This window comes from Methylovorus mays, from assembly GCF_020531915.1.
Lineage (GTDB): Bacteria > Pseudomonadota > Gammaproteobacteria > Burkholderiales > Methylophilaceae > Methylovorus > Methylovorus mays.
Window position 1 is genome coordinate 1 of sequence record NZ_JAJAVG010000004.1, and the last position, 14,652, is coordinate 14,652.

The 14,652-nt window shown below is 52.4% G+C and carries 12 protein-coding genes, 1 tRNA gene and 1 pseudogene; 13 read left to right on the forward strand and 1 reads right to left on the reverse strand.

The window, feature by feature from the left end:
• From LG203_RS02260 to LG203_RS02280, 5 genes and pseudogenes are all read left to right on the forward strand, one after another.
• Positions 1-122 (forward strand): annotated as a pseudogene (locus LG203_RS02260) (UDP-glucose 6-dehydrogenase); the annotation flags it as partial.
• A gap of 190 nt (positions 123-312) precedes the next feature.
• Positions 313-2,247: a polysaccharide biosynthesis protein gene (locus LG203_RS02265; RefSeq protein WP_407665339.1), complete on the forward strand. Its 1,935-nt coding sequence runs from the start codon at positions 313-315 to the stop codon at positions 2,245-2,247.
• A 68-nt stretch (positions 2,248-2,315) separates the two neighbouring features.
• Positions 2,316-2,867 carry a hypoxanthine-guanine phosphoribosyltransferase gene (locus tag LG203_RS02270; RefSeq protein ID WP_230344311.1) on the forward strand — a complete coding sequence of 184 codons (552 nt, stop codon included), beginning with the start codon at positions 2,316-2,318 and terminating at the stop codon, positions 2,865-2,867.
• A 77-nt stretch (positions 2,868-2,944) separates the two neighbouring features.
• Positions 2,945-4,153, forward strand: a complete 1,209-nt coding sequence (locus LG203_RS02275) for an O-antigen ligase family protein (RefSeq protein ID WP_230344312.1) — start codon at positions 2,945-2,947, stop codon at positions 4,151-4,153.
• Entirely contained in the window at positions 4,146-5,123 is a 978-nt protein-coding gene (locus tag LG203_RS02280) for a glycosyltransferase family 2 protein (RefSeq protein WP_230344313.1), read from the forward strand. The genes LG203_RS02275 and LG203_RS02280 overlap by 8 nt, the downstream gene beginning before the upstream one ends.
• A gap of 197 nt (positions 5,124-5,320) precedes the next feature.
• On the opposite strand, the gene LG203_RS02285 is transcribed toward LG203_RS02280, so the two are convergent.
• Positions 5,321-5,405: transfer RNA gene (locus tag LG203_RS02285), tRNA-Leu, on the reverse strand.
• A 77-nt stretch (positions 5,406-5,482) separates the two neighbouring features.
• On the opposite strand from LG203_RS02285, the gene rnr reads away from it, so the two are divergent.
• The 8 genes from rnr to hisS all read left to right on the forward strand — a co-directional run bounded on the left by rnr (position 5,483) and on the right by hisS (position 14,650).
• A complete protein-coding gene (gene rnr, locus LG203_RS02290) occupies positions 5,483-7,927 on the forward strand; it encodes a ribonuclease R (RefSeq protein ID WP_230344314.1) in 2,445 nt (814 codons plus the stop codon).
• A 6-nt stretch (positions 7,928-7,933) separates the two neighbouring features.
• Positions 7,934-8,683: a 23S rRNA (guanosine(2251)-2'-O)-methyltransferase RlmB gene (rlmB, locus tag LG203_RS02295; RefSeq protein WP_230344315.1), complete on the forward strand. Its 750-nt coding sequence runs from the start codon at positions 7,934-7,936 to the stop codon at positions 8,681-8,683.
• A gap of 126 nt (positions 8,684-8,809) precedes the next feature.
• Positions 8,810-9,235, forward strand: coding sequence for a nucleoside-diphosphate kinase (ndk, locus tag LG203_RS02300; protein ID WP_013442495.1), 426 nt, complete (start codon positions 8,810-8,812; stop codon positions 9,233-9,235).
• 6 nt (positions 9,236-9,241) lie between these two features.
• Positions 9,242-10,345, forward strand: coding sequence for a 23S rRNA (adenine(2503)-C(2))-methyltransferase RlmN (gene rlmN, locus LG203_RS02305; protein ID WP_230344316.1), 1,104 nt, complete (start codon positions 9,242-9,244; stop codon positions 10,343-10,345).
• Positions 10,342-11,097, forward strand: a complete 756-nt coding sequence (gene pilW, locus LG203_RS02310) for a type IV pilus biogenesis/stability protein PilW (RefSeq protein WP_230344317.1) — start codon at positions 10,342-10,344, stop codon at positions 11,095-11,097. Before rlmN ends, pilW begins: the two co-directional genes overlap by 4 nt.
• Positions 11,094-12,089, forward strand: a complete 996-nt coding sequence (locus LG203_RS02315; protein ID WP_230344318.1) for a RodZ domain-containing protein — start codon at positions 11,094-11,096, stop codon at positions 12,087-12,089. Before pilW ends, LG203_RS02315 begins: the two co-directional genes overlap by 4 nt.
• A gap of 2 nt (positions 12,090-12,091) precedes the next feature.
• Positions 12,092-13,378: a flavodoxin-dependent (E)-4-hydroxy-3-methylbut-2-enyl-diphosphate synthase gene (gene ispG / locus LG203_RS02320; protein WP_328486352.1), complete on the forward strand. Its 1,287-nt coding sequence runs from the start codon at positions 12,092-12,094 to the stop codon at positions 13,376-13,378.
• Positions 13,379-13,393: 15 nt separating this feature from the next.
• On the forward strand, positions 13,394-14,650 hold the full coding sequence (gene hisS / locus LG203_RS02325; RefSeq protein ID WP_230344319.1) for a histidine--tRNA ligase: 1,257 nt from the start codon (positions 13,394-13,396) through the stop codon (positions 14,648-14,650).
• The last annotated feature ends 2 nt before the right edge of the window (positions 14,651-14,652 follow it).

Sequence of the window (14,652 nt, forward strand, 5' to 3'; positions counted from 1 at the left end):
TGGTCAATGATCTGGAAGCCTTCAAGCAACAGGCGGATGTGATCGTCTCCAACCGCATGGACAAGGCATTGGCCGATGTGGCTGATAAGGTGTTTACCCGCGATTTGTTTGGTAGTGACTGAGTTTTTGTGATGTCGCTGCTATTGGCTGGCAACATAGCCTCTGTTTCTCTATTGGGCGGCATGGAGATGAGGCTATTCGTATTTATGCAGGTGCTAGGTGAAGCTCATCAGGATGTAAATAGCTTAAAATTTTCTCTATTAATGCACTGAGGTTAAGTAGAATTGCAATACCTTTTTAGTGCGGTACGGTATGTCAGGATTTAACAATAAATTACGCGACTTTTGGTCGCAATATCGGCGCATGGCGAATCCTCGTACGGCAGCCGCTGTGCTGCATGATATGGTAGTCACGATTGCGGCTTGGTATTTTGCTTTTGCCTTACGCTTCAATTTTCAGATTCCACCTACATTCCATGAAACCATGCTGGAATCAATGTGGTGGATAGTGCCCCTGCAATTCCTGTTTTTTATCAATTTTGGGTTATATCGAGGAGTTTGGCGTTTTGCCAGCCTGCCCGATCTCAAGCGTATTCTTTTTGCGGTAGCCGCCGCGGCTGCTACGGTGGTTGCCGTCATTTTTATGACCAAGCCGCATGGGGTGATTCCGCGATCAGTACTCATACTTGACCCTATGCTGCTTGTGCTGGGTATGGGCGGTAGTCGCTTTCTTTATCGGTACTGGAAAGAGCATCGCTTGTACGGTGCTTTCCATTCCCAGGGGCAGCCGGTGATTGTGCTCGGGGCTGGGACTTCCGCTATCAATCTGCTGAAAGATCTCACGCGTAGCCAGGAATGGCGTGTTGTTGGCATGCTGGATGACAATCCTGCCATGCATGGCCGTCATTTGCTTGGCGTGCGGGTGCTGGGAAGCATTGATGAGATTGGCTATTTTTCTCGGCGGTTTGATGTAGAGCATGTGATTGTGGCTATGCCTTCTGCGTCACATCAACGAAGAAGAGCTGCTGTGGAAAAAGCCAATGCCCATGCCCTGACGATTCTGACGGTACCTTCGGTTGAGGATCTGATGAGTGGCAAGGTCAGCATTTCTCAAATTCGTCGGGTTGAGGTGGAGGATTTGCTGGGCCGTGAGCCTGTCCAATTGGACACGGACGGCATGCATGCTCTGTTGAAAGGCCAAGTGGTCCTGGTGAGTGGAGCAGGTGGATCCATCGGTTCCGAGTTGTGCCGGCAGATACTTGCCTACAAACCAGCCAGGCTGATCTGTCTTGATATATCCGAGTACGCTTTATATAAGCTTGAGCAGGAGTTTTCGGCAATGAGTAACAGGTCTGCCGAGATTGAGTATGCGGTGGGCGATGTGAAGAACGCGGAACGTCTTCGCCACTTACTAAAGCAGGCCAAGCCTGCTGTGATTTTTCATGCAGCCGCTTACAAGCATGTGCCCATGATGGAAACGGGGAATGTGTCGGAAGCCTTGCATAACAATGTGCTTGGCACCTATGCCCTCGCCAGTCTTGCGAAAGAGACAGGGGTTGCCAAATTCGTGTTGATCTCAACCGATAAAGCCGTGAACCCGACAAACGTAATGGGCGCGAGCAAGCGGTTGGCCGAAATGATCTGCCAAGGCCTGCAGGAAAATCACGGTACACGTTTTGTCATTGTCCGCTTTGGCAATGTGCTGGGCAGCAGCGGCAGTGTCATTCCAAAATTCCGTGAACAGATTGCCAAGGGTGGCCCTGTCACCGTGACACATCCCGATATCACCCGCTATTTCATGTCCATTCCCGAAGCTACGCAGCTTGTCATGCAGGCTGGCTTGATGGGGCAGGGCAGTGAGATTTTTGTGCTGGACATGGGCGAGTCCGTGAAGATTGCCGATCTGGCGCGGGACATGATCAAATTGTCCGGCCTGCAGGACGATGAAATAGAAATCGTATTCACTGGTTTGCGTCCCGGTGAAAAATTATATGAAGAACTGCTCGCCGATGATGAACGCACATTGCCGACACCTCACGAAAAGCTGCGCATTGCGATTGCCCGCTCGGCTGACATGACATGGGTTCATGCCTTGCTCAAATGGATTGCCAGTACCTTGAATGCGGATGAATCTACCATCAAGCAGGAGCTGAAGCTGTGGGTGCAGGAGTATCAGCATCAAGACAGCAGTAAAGTTGGTACTGAAACCAAACGCGCGCTCGGACCGCAGTCGTCCACCCTTCATTAAGGTGCATGGCTAAGCATTTATGCGGATATGTGGTATTTTGTCGAAAAGTAATCAACAAAGGGGCATGTGTGGCAAATCGATCCGTTAATCCAGAGCAAATTCTTCAACAGTCAGAGATTATCTATACTGAAGAAGATGTCAGGAATGCGATTGCTGTGCTTGCCAAGAAAATATCGGCACGTATTGCCGGTACTGAGCCTCTGGTGATGTGCGTAATGGGGGGCGCTGTGGTGTTTTCTGGTCAGCTGTTGCCCCAGCTGGGTTTCCCGCTGGAATTCGATTACGTGCAAGCCAGTCGGTATCATGAAAAAACCGAAGGTGAGCAACTAGTCTGGACTGTTGAGCCCAGAGATAATGTACGCGGCAAAACAGTATTGCTGCTGGATGACATTCTTGACGAGGGGCACACCTTGGCAGCCATCCGTGAAAAATGTCTTGCTCATGGCGCTGCCGAAGTTGTCATTGCTGTACTGGTCGAAAAAGATCTCGAACGTGTCAAACCCATTCAGGCTGATTATGTAGGCTTGTCAGTACCAAATCGCTATGTCTTTGGCTGTGGTATGGATGTTTACGGCTGGTGGCGTAATCTTCCTGCAATCTATGCGCTTAATGTGAATTAATCGGACATCAGGTTCGTAAGGATTTTATTGATTTTGGTCGTGAATTGTTTTGAATTAATCGTCTTGGGATATTCTGCATGAGATTTTCACCAAGCCGGTTAGATGGTTCATGGAATTGGCAATATGCGTTACATGGTCTTTTAGGCGCGACGTTCCTCCTGTTCCTGCTGGGCGCATCCGAGGCATATCGTGCGCTGGGCTACTGTCTTGTCATTGTGCTTTTTTATTCTTGGTTTAAATCGCCCCATAAGCTCCTGATCTCTGGACTAAGTGCAGAGATGGTGTTTGTCGCCATTTTCCCTGTTTTTCTCGTTGTGATGCATATGGTGGCTGTCGGATCCGTAGAGTTTGTCAAGCCCATGCGCCATCTAATTGTTGCTGTCGCTTTTACATACGCCATGTATATCAGCCTCAAGACACCGCGGCTGGAGCTGAATAGTTATCTGAACTACATACTGGGTGGAGTTTTCTTGTACGCTGCCCTGCAGCTAGTCTGGGTATATGGTTTACACCATAAATTCGGGACTACCAAAAATCCCCATTATCTAGCGCAAGGATGCATGCTTTTATTGCTACTGCTGGGTTATTGCTGGGGCAGTATGAAAACGTCCCAGAAATGGTTGGCTGGCGGGCTGTCCCTCTGCCTCTTCTGGCTATTGATCAATACACTATCTAGGCCGGCCTGGATAGGCTTCGTGGTGGGGCTCGCTGTATTGGCATTTTTTTTGTCACTCCGGCAAAAGCTCATTCTTGCCGGTAGCTTTATGTTAGTTTCCGGTTTTTTGTTATATACCAATCTAGGCCATTTTGCCGACCGGGTAATGGACTTATGCCGAAACGTGTCTACTGAGGAGCGTGTCCTCATTTGGCATAATATGGGGCAGATGCTGAATGCAAATACGCCTAGTGAATGGCTTATAGGGCACGGCATGACCCACTTCCGTGAGCATTTTAAGTCATACTCTGAGTATCATTTGCGAGGAATAGACTTCAATAGTCCGCACAATTTCATTCTTGAACTTCTATATCTGCATGGAGGAATAGGTCTTCTGGCGGCCCTGGGGGTGTTAACTCTTATCTATATCGGGCTGGTCAGATTGTATCGTCGACGCATCTCACCGCGGCTGGTGTTGCTAATGCTGGTAATGCTCAGTGCAAACATCGCATTCACATCAATTACCTTGCCGTTTTATACAGCGTATAACCTTAATATTATTGCGATTGTTGTTGGGGTGATGTTTGCCTTAAATGATCGTGCAGAAAGATTGCAATCTCATCATGACTGATTTGACTATCGTTATGCCCAATTACAATGGCGCCCATCTTCTAAGGCGTAACTTGCCTTCCGTTTTACAGGCGGCCGCAGCTTATGCGGCGGGAACCGAAGTGATAGTCGTCGATGATGGTTCCAAAGATGACAGCGTTGATGTTTTGGAAAAAGAGTTTCCACAGGTACGATGTGTCCGACACTTGGAAAATCAGGGCTTTTCCGAAGCAGTGCTAACCGGGGTAAAAGCCGCTAAAACGCGATTGCTTTTTTTGCTTAACTCGGATGTGGAGATGGAGGTTGGTTGCTTGCGCCCTCTGGCTGGCTACTTTACGGAGGAGTCCACTTTTTCGGTGAATCCTTTGATGCTGGATGAAGATGGTGCCGTGAATCGACATTCCTGGAATCTTCGTAGCATGCAGAGAGGGTATCTCAAGCTTGATGACTGGACAATCGAGCAAGCGAGAGTGTTACGCCAGTCAAGGAAGCTATCATCCTTGTACGCATGTGGCGGATGCATGATGGTGGAGAAAGAAAAATTCATGGCTCTGGGGGGATTTCATCCGATATTCAAGCCGTTTTATGGTGAGGATTACGATCTCGGAATCCGAGGCTGGTATCGAGGCTGGAAAACCTATTTTGAGCCAAATTCCACGGTGATTCATCAATCCCAAGGGTCCATCAAGGATAACGTCAAGCGCGCACGCGTTAAGCAGGTTCGGCGCAGAAATCGTTATTTTCTAGAATGGCTGCACATGTCTCGCAGTCAGCTGCTGCTTAGTACCTTGCCGCAATCACTGTTTCAGCTCCTGGGGGAAATTGTGATACTGGATAAAACAAATGTTAAAGGATTTTTTACAGCGCTTGGTTCTTTGCCACAAGTCCTCGCAGCACGAAGATCTATTCTGGAGGGGCAGGTTATGACCCTGGATGAAATAATCCATGAAATTCACGCTTTTGATCCCTTGGTCAAAAAAGGGAAACCTTAGTCGTTGAGTATTCATCTAATTGAAATGAATTGTTGTACGGCGCTCGAACTGACCTGCCTTTTAAATTCATGGGCTTGAATGTGTCGTACAATATCAGGATGTGCTCTTGTGAAGACTTATTGCAAGAGTTGATGTTCTGGAAGCCAAAAACAAAAACGCACCGACATCTAAAATGTACAGTGCGTTTTGTTTGTATCTGGTGCCCAGAAGAGGACTCGAACCTCCACACCCGAAGGCACATGGACCTGAACCATGCGCGTCTACCAATTCCGCCATCTGGGCTTTCTTAGATGCTTGTGCATCGAAAGAGCCGAGATTTTATATCAACAAAAAAGTTTGTCAAATGGAATATTTAAAGAATGAAAAAGAAATCGCGTAACGCCAGTATAAGCCATGTGCGTAAAGCCGACCCTTATGCCAAGCGCGAAGCCGAGAATTATGCTAACCCCTTGCCTAGTCGTGAGCTCATCCTTGATGTGATGACTGAGCAGGGTGTGCCCGTGAGTGTTGAGCAGTTATATGAGCTGGTCGGCATTTCGGAAGAAGAGCGGGAGATTTTTAATCGCCGCCTGAATGCGATGGAGCGCGATGGTCAAATCATGCGTAACCGCAAGGGCGCATTGTGTATTGCCGAGAAGCTGAATCTGATTGCTGGCCGTGTGGTCGGGCATGCTGATGGGTTTGGCTTTCTGGTGCCTGACCATGGCGGGGATGATCTGTTTTTGAGTCCGCGTGAAATGTCGCAAGTCATGCACGGTGATCGTGTCATGGTGCGTCCCGCAGGCTTTGACCGCCGTGGACGTCCCGAGGGCAAGATTGTGGAAGTGCTGGAGCGCTCCACGAAAAAGCTGGTAGGGCGTTTAATCCGCGAGCAGGGCGTGACCTTTGTTGCTGCCGAGGACAAGCGGGTGAATCAGGATATTCTAGTGCCGCCCGGGCAGGACATGAATGCCGGTGCAGGCCAGGTAGTGATGGTGGAGCTGATTGAGCAGCCGTCCGCCTATGCCAAGCCTATCGGCAAGGTGGTGGAAGTGCTGGGCAACTATGCGGACTCCGGTATGGAGATCGAAATTGCCTTGCGCAAGCATCAGTTGCCGTATGAGTTTTCTGCGGAAGCGGAAAAGCAGGCGGCCAAGTATCCCAAACAGGTACGCCCAGCGGATTACAAAGGTCGTATTGATCTGCGTGACATGCCATTGATCACCATCGACGGCGAAACCGCGCGAGATTTTGACGATGCCGTCTACTGCGAGCCGCAAGGCAAAGGCTGGCGCCTGGTAGTGGCGATTGCCGATGTCAGTTTTTACGTCAAACCTGGCGATGCGCTGGACAAGGATGCTTATGACCGAGGCAATTCGGTTTACTTCCCTCGCCGCGTGATCCCGATGTTGCCGGAAGCGCTTTCCAATGGCCTGTGTTCGCTCAATCCGGATGTAGAGCGCTTGTGCATGGTCTGTGATATGCAGATTGATGCCCTGGGCAAGATCAAGCGTTATGAGTTCTATCCTTCCGTGATGCGCTCCAAGGCGCGCATGACCTACACCAAGGTGTTTGACATCATCAGCCACCCGGATGGCGAGCTGGCAAAAGAGTATGCATGGTTGGTGCCGCATATCGACCATTTGTACAGCCTTTACAAGATATTGCTCAAGGCCCGAGAAAAACGCGGTGCGATTGAGTTTGAAAGCACCGAAACCCTCATGATTTTTAACGATAACGGCAAGATAGACCGCATTGAGGCCGTTACGCGTAATGAAGCTCATAGGCTGATTGAAGAATGCATGCTGGCCGCCAACGTCTGCTCCGCCGACTTTTTGATTCAGCACGAACAGTCCGGTCTGTATCGTATTCACGAAGGGCCTACTCCGGAAAAACTGGAGGCCCTACGCACATTCCTGGGTGAGTTCGGCTTTGGCGTAGGCGGTGGCGATACCCCACATGCCAAGGATTACGGCAAGGTGATTTCCCGTATCAAGGGGCGCCCGGATGAGCAGCTTTTGCAAACCGTTCTCCTGCGATCCATGCAACAGGCGGTTTACAGCCCGGATAATGTCGGCCACTTTGGCCTGGCATACGAGGCTTACACGCACTTTACCTCGCCCATTCGTCGCTACCCTGACTTGCTGGTGCATCGCGCCATCAAGGCCGTGCTGAATGGCGAACGCTACAAGGCGGGTGACTGGCAGGCTCTGGGGCAACATTGCTCCATGACCGAGCGGCGTGCGGATGATGCCACCCGTGATGTGCAGGCCTGGCTCAAGTGCTATTACATGCAGGATAAAATCGGCGAGGAGTTTGCCGGTACTGTGGCTGGCGTGACCAGTTTTGGATTGTTTGTCGCGCTGGACGGTATCTTTGTCGAAGGCTTGTTGCATGTGACCGAGCTCGGCAATGACTACTTCATCTACGATAAGACCCGCCACGAAATGGCAGGGGAGCGGACGGGCGTGAAATACCGCCTCGGTGATCGCCTGCGCGTCAAGATAAGCCGAGTGGACCTGGAAGTCAGTCGCATCGACTTTGTGCTGGCCTCGTCTGACAAGGCAAAAAATACCGTGCCGGATGAAGCCTTTGCGCAAGAGGGTGGGGCAGATGGTGATACAATTCGGCTCGCCAAGCCGCGCCGCTCTGCCGATAGAAAGCCTGCAGCCAGCGCTGGTGCCCGGCCTCGCACGGCAGCCAAGCCGTCGCGCAGCAAGTCAGCAGCCAAACCTGCTGCTAAGCCAAGAAAGAGCAGCGCATCCAAGCCTGGCGCAAAATCAGGCGCCAAGGTGTCCTCCCGTAAAACCAGTAAAAGGTCATAAGTTGTAATGAGTGATAGCCGTATATTGTTTGGATTTCATGCCGTCTTGAGCCGCCTGCGTCAGCATGCGGCCAGCGTGCAGGAAATCCTGATAGACAAAGATCGTGTGGACGCCCGCATGAAGGACCTGATCAACCTGGCGGAAGGTGCCTCAGTGCGTCTGATGCAGGTGGAGCGTTCCCGCCTGGATGGCATGGCGGGCGCTAACGGACGCCATCAGGGCGTGATTGCGCGGGTGGTGGATACGCCGATTCCTTACAAGGATATTCACGATATTCTGGAGTCGGATCTGACTGAGCCCCCATTTTTCCTGGTGCTGGATGGGGTGGAAGATCCCCATAACCTGGGTGCCTGCCTGCGCGTGGCGGATGCCATGGGTGTGCATGCGGTGATTGCCCCCAAGGATAGAGCCGCAGGTCTGAATGCGACCGTGCGCAAAGTCGCGTGCGGTGCAGCCGAAACCATTCCTTTCATCGCCGTGACCAATTTGGCGCGTACCCTGCGCGAGTTGCAGGAGGCTGGTGTGTTTGTTGTTGGTGCTGCGGCTGATGCACCGGGCAATCTGTTCACCACCAAGCTGGACGGACCGTTGGCGCTGGTGCTGGGGGCTGAAGGCGCCGGTTTACGCCGTCTTACCGCTGAAACCTGCGATACGCTGGTAAGCATTCCCATGTTCGGCTCGGTAGAGAGCTTGAACGTATCGGTGGCGAGTGGCATTTGCCTGTACGAGGCAAGGCGCCAGCGTAACGCGATTTAAGCTTGCTTATCCTGTAAACAAGAGTCTCCCGCCCGGCAAGGCTGGATTTTGCCGCGTGGGTTTATTTTAAACTGCTAAAATGCTATTTTAGTCGGTTTTTCGTAGTGTTAATTTTTTGGAGCTATCATGGCTGTTGAACGTACCCTTTCCATTATCAAACCCGATGCTGTTGCCAAGAATGTCATCGGCAAGATCTACACCCGCTTTGAAGATGCTGGCCTGAAGATTGTTGCTTCGCGCCTGGCACAACTGTCACAAGCTGAAGCTGAAGGCTTCTATGCTGTGCACAAAGAGCGTCCTTTCTTTGCTGACCTGGTCAAGTTCATGATCTCCGGTCCTGTGGTTATTCAAGTGCTGGAAGGCGAAAACGCTGTTCTGGCACATCGTGACCTGATGGGCGCAACTGATCCGAAAAAGGCAGCACCTGGCACCATCCGCGCTGACTTCGCTGAAAGCATCGACGCCAATGCCGTGCACGGTAGTGATTCCGTTGAGAATGCCGCGATTGAAATCGCTTACTTCTTCCCGGCTTCGCAAGTTCACAGCCGCTAAGTTGCAATGACCGTTAATCTGCTCAATTACAGCCAGCCTCAACTCGCCGAGTATTTTCATGGCCTGGGCGAAAAACCTTTTCGCGCCAAACAGTTGATGCGCTGGATGCATCACTTCGGGGTGCATGATTTTGATCAGATGACGGATATTGCCAAATCGCTGCGCGACAAGCTGAAAGACCAGGCGGAAATCACCCCGCCTGGAATCAAGCTTGAGCAGATTTCTGAAGATGGTACACGTAAATGGCTGATTGATGCCGGTACCGGGAATGGGGTGGAAACCGTATTTATTCCCGAAGCTGAGCGCGGTACGCTGTGTGTGTCTTCACAAGTCGGTTGTGCGCTGGAGTGTACGTTTTGCTCTACGGGGCGCCAAGGTTTTAATCGCAATTTGACCGTATCTGAAATCATCGGTCAGCTGTGGGTCGCCAACAAAGCGCTGGGGCGTGACCCCAAAGGCGATCGCATTATCAGCAATGTGGTGATGATGGGCATGGGTGAGCCTTTGGCCAATTTTGATAATGTGGTCACGGCACTCAATATCATGCTGGATGACTCCGCCTATGGCCTGAGTCGTCGACGCGTCACCGTCTCCACGTCGGGTATGGTGCCTGCCATGGACCGTCTGCGTGAGACATGCCCGGTGGCGCTCGCTGTGTCACTGCATGCACCAAACGATGCCTTGCGGGATGTGATTGTGCCTATCAACAAAAAATACCCGATCAAGGAACTGATGGCTGCTTGCCAGCGCTATCTTGAAAAAGCCCCACGTGATTTTGTGACGTTTGAATATGTGATGCTGGATGGGGTGAACGACAGTGTGGAGCATGCCCGTCAATTGCTGGATATCGTGCGCGATGTCCCATGCAAATTCAACCTCATTCCATTTAACCCATTCCCGAACAGTGGCTACGATACTTCCAAGCCCGAGGCCATTCGTCGTTTCCGTGATGTGCTGATGCAGGCAGATTATGTGGTGACAACGCGCAAGACGCGGGGGGATGATATCGATGCTGCCTGCGGTCAACTTGCTGGCAAGGTCCAGGATAAAACGCGGCGCACTGAACGCAATAAAGTCATGCAGGTTATATCGGTGGAGAAAACAGTTTGAAACGTTGGCTGATGGTGGTGTTGATCGGCCTGGCTGGATGCGCTGAGCAGCAAGCCCAGCCTTACAGTGCTGGCGAAACGAGTGCACGTGAGCGTGCCCGCGTTCATACGGAATTGGGCGCAGGGTATTTTGCCCAGAACCAGATGGCCATTGCGCTTGAAGAGTTTACCGAGGCCATTCGCATTGATGGCAGCTATGCCATGGCTTATAACGGCCTGGGGCTGGTGTATGGCGCATTGCGGGAAGATGCCAAGGCCGACAGCAACTTCAAGCGTGCCTTGCAGATTGAGCCCAACAATTCGGAGTCGCGTAATAATTACGGCTCCTTCCTGTGCTCGCGTAATCGTATTGATGAGTCCATCGTACAATTTACCGAGGCGGTTAAAAACCCGCTCTATGCCACGCCTGGAGTGGCATATATGAATGCCGGGATTTGCGCCTTGAAGAAAAAAGATGAAAAGGCTGCAGAGAGGTATCTTGAGAAAGCCTTGCAGGCGCAGCCTCTGTTACAAACCGCCGCCTATCAGTTGGCGACCATCCAGTTTAATCGTGGCCAGGTAGGTATTGCCCGCAATACTCTGAAAAATGCCCTGGTTAACAACCCCAGCCCAGAGACTTTATGGCTGGGCATCCGCATCGAGCGCATCCTGGGTGATCGCGATGCAGAAGCAAGCTATGCCTTGTTGCTGCGTAAAAAATATCCGAATTCCGAACAAACCAAGGCACTTCTTTCAGGGCAACAATCGCAATGACGGAAACCACACCAGTAACACCTGATACGCAGGAAACCGCAGGTTCTGCGTCTTTTCATGCATCCTCTATCGGCGCTACCTTGCGTGCCGCTCGTGAACAAAAAGGCCTGTCTGTCATCGACATTCATGCGCGCCTGCGCATCAGTGAGCGTCAGATACATGCGCTGGAGACCGATGACTTTTCCTTGTTGCCTGAGCCTACCATTACGCGTGGCTTCATACGCAATTACGCCAAGTTTCTTGAGATTGATGCTGAGCCTCTGCTGGCAACTTATCGGGCGCAAATGCCTTCGGAAGAGCATAAGAACATCAGTATTCCATCGGCCAACATTCCGATTACCCAATCGCGCACCACGGATTGGAAAAAGTACATCTATGCTAGCGCGTTGGTGTTACTGGGGGCGGGTATCTGGCTGTTGTATGACGAGAATTTGATCCCGAAAATTCCTGATCTGCATCTGAATAGTTCCAGCAGCGAAGTGAGTCCGGGCAATGAAGAAAGCCTGCCGCAAGCCGCGTTGCCCGCGGCCGAGCGTGAGTCCGCCGCTACGCAGATGCCTGCGCAAGGAGAGGCCTTTGCACTCCCTCCCGAGCAAACAAAAGATCAGGCGAGCGCCGCATCCCTTGCAGAGCCACAGGCTCCTGCCACTGCCATTCCAGCTACACCACCTGCTGCACAGCCAGTGCCAGCGGTGCCCGGTGCAACAACGGCTCCCGCGAGTACTAATGCTGATAGCACAAGTTCTTCCGTAGCCTTGCACAAGGTCCGCCTGGTGTTTACCGAAGATAGCTGGGTCAGCATTGTTGATCGCCATGGCAAAGAGATTTTCAATAAAACCAAGCGCGCTGGCAGTGAAGACGCCGTGGAGGGGGAACCTCCCTTGAAGGTGACCATCGGTAACGCTGCCGGTAGCCAATTGATTTATGACGATAAACCGGTGGATACCGCGCCATATAACCGGCTTAACGTCGTCCGCATTACACTGGAGTAATCGTGAGTCAGCAACAAGCCTTGAAACGCCGCCCCTGCAATCTGGTGATGGTGGGCCATGTTCCCTTGGGCGGCGGCGCCCCGGTGGTTGTGCAATCCATGACCAACACCGATACCGCCGATGCTGCTGCCACCGTCCAGCAGGTGTTCGAGCTGTGGCAGGCAGGTTCCGAGCTGGTGCGTATTACCGTCAATTCCCCGGAAGCCGCCGCACAGGTCAGCATCATTCGCCGCGAACTGGATGCCATGGGCTGTAATGTCCCGCTCGTAGGCGACTTTCACTACAACGGACACAAACTGCTGGCGCAATATCCTGATTGCGCTGAAGCGTTGGCCAAATACCGTATCAATCCAGGCAATGTCGGCAAGGGCAGCAAGCGCGATGAGCAGTTTGCTGCCATGATAGAAGCTGCCATCCATTACCAGAAGCCCGTGCGCATCGGGGTGAACTGGGGCAGTCTGGATCAGGAAAAAATGGCGCGCATGATGGACGAAAACGCGCAGCGAGCAGAGCCCTTGTCAGCCGATGCTCTGATGCGTGAGGCCCTTATTCAGTCAGCCCTGGAAAGTGCTGCCCAGGCCGAGGCGCTGGGGCTGCCATCCAATTTCATTACCATTTCCTGCAAGGTAAGTGATGTACAGGATCTGGTGACCGTCTATCGTGATCTTGCCTCCCGTTGTACTTATCCCTTGCACCTGGGGTTGACCGAAGCCGGCATGGGCTCCAAAGGCATTGTTGCTTCTACAGCTGCACTGGCATTATTGCTGCAAGAGGGCATAGGCGACACCATCCGTGTATCGCTCACGCCTGAGCCCGGTGAAGCCCGCACCAAGGAAGTGGTCGTGGCGCAAGAAATCCTGCAGGTCATGGGAATCCGTTCTTTCACCCCATTGGTAACGGCTTGTCCTGGCTGCGGTCGCACCACTTCCACATTTTTCCAGGAGCTCGCCCAAAAAATCCAGCGCTATCTGCGTGAACAAATGCCGATATGGCGCAGTCAGTATCCGGGTGTAGAAACCATGAGCGTGGCCGTCATGGGGTGTGTCGTTAACGGCCCTGGGGAATCCAAGCTGGCGAATATCGGTATCAGTCTGCCTGGTACGGGTGAGGTACCTGTTGCGCCCGTATTTGTTGATGGCCAGAAAACCGTCACGCTTAAGGGCGACGCGATTGCGGAAGAGTTTCAGACGATAGTGGAAGACTACGTTCAAAAGAATTACGCCGAAGGCGGCAAGCTGCGTCAGTCGCTGCCATTGCAGCAAAAGACCATTCCGCTCAAGGCAATATAAAAAGCAATTAATAACATGGCTGATAAATTTCAAAGCATTAAAGGTTTTTACGACATCCTGCCCGAGCAAACGGCGCTCTGGCAAAAGCTGGAAGACACGGCCAGGCAAGTGCTTGGCCAATATGGTTATCGCAATATCCGCATGCCGATTGTTGAGCCCACTGATCTGTTCATTCGCAGCGTGGGTGAGCATACCGATATCGTGGAAAAAGAGATGTATTCCTGGGTGGACGCACTGAATGGCGACAAGCTGACCCTGCGGCCAGAAGGTACGGCGGGCTGCGTTCGAGCCGTGGTTGAGCACAGCCTGACCTACAATGGTCCGCAGCGCTTGTGGTATATGGGCCCGATGTTCCGTCATGAAAATGTGCAGAAGGGCCGTCAGCGCCAGTTTCATCAGATAGGCGTGGAAGCTTTCGGTTATGCCCAGCCCGAAGTTGATGCCGAGCAGATCATGCTGCTTGCCCGCTTGTGGCGCGCACTGGGATTGACCGACGTGAAATTGCAACTGAATACCATAGGCGATGCTGCCGAGCGGGCGGAATACCGTCAGGTACTCATTGCCTATTTTGAGCAGCATGCCGACTTGCTGGATGAGGATGCCAAGCGTCGCCTGCATACCAATCCCTTGCGTATTCTGGATAGTAAAAATCCCCGCATGCAAGCCATGATAGAGGGCGCCCCCCGCTTGCTGGATACCCTGGGTGGGGAAAGTCGTGCCCACTTTGATGCGGTATGTGCATTGTTGACGGCAGCGAATATTCCTTTTGTGCTCAATACGCGTCTGGTGCGCGGTCTGGATTATTACAACCGTACCGTGTTTGAGTGGGTGACCACCCGTCTCGGCAGCCAAGGCACGATTGCCGGTGGTGGGCGTTACGATACCCTGGTCGAGCGCCTGGGTGGCGATGCCACGCCGGCTTGCGGCTTTGGCATCGGTCTTGAGCGCGTGTTCTTGCTGATGCAGGAATATGGCATCGAGGCTACTCAGGGCCTGGATGGGTATCTGGTTAATCTGGGGGAGCAGGCCGAGCGGCTGGCACCTCAGGTAGCTGAACAATTGCGCGATGCCGGGATTTCCGTGGCCTTGCACACTGGTGGCGGCAGTTTCAAGTCGCAAATGAAAAAAGCGGACCGCAGCGGTGCGCGTTTCGCCTTGATCCTCGGCGATGATGAAGCCAAGGCCGGCGAGATTACCCTCAAGCCCATGCTGAGTGGGGGCGAGCAACAACGACTCGATTTGCTACAGGCGATACAACACTTGAAGGAGTGAGC

What these genes read in the sequence shown, in the direction of transcription:
- hisS (WP_230344319.1), top strand. Translation starts at nt 13,394, where the DNA reads ATGGCTGATAAATTTCAAAGCATTAAAGGTTTTTACGACATCCTGCCC.
- ndk (WP_013442495.1), top strand. Translation starts at nt 8,810, where the DNA reads ATGGCTGTTGAACGTACCCTTTCCATTATCAAACCCGATGCTGTTGCC.
- LG203_RS02275 (WP_230344312.1), top strand. Translation starts at nt 2,945, where the DNA reads ATGAGATTTTCACCAAGCCGGTTAGATGGTTCATGGAATTGGCAATAT.
- rnr (WP_230344314.1), top strand. Translation starts at nt 5,483, where the DNA reads ATGAAAAAGAAATCGCGTAACGCCAGTATAAGCCATGTGCGTAAAGCC.
- LG203_RS02265 (WP_407665339.1), top strand. Translation starts at nt 313, where the DNA reads ATGTCAGGATTTAACAATAAATTACGCGACTTTTGGTCGCAATATCGG.
- rlmB (WP_230344315.1), top strand. Translation starts at nt 7,934, where the DNA reads ATGAGTGATAGCCGTATATTGTTTGGATTTCATGCCGTCTTGAGCCGC.
- LG203_RS02315 (WP_230344318.1), top strand. Translation starts at nt 11,094, where the DNA reads ATGACGGAAACCACACCAGTAACACCTGATACGCAGGAAACCGCAGGT.
- LG203_RS02280 (WP_230344313.1), top strand. Translation starts at nt 4,146, where the DNA reads ATGACTGATTTGACTATCGTTATGCCCAATTACAATGGCGCCCATCTT.
- rlmN (WP_230344316.1), top strand. Translation starts at nt 9,242, where the DNA reads ATGACCGTTAATCTGCTCAATTACAGCCAGCCTCAACTCGCCGAGTAT.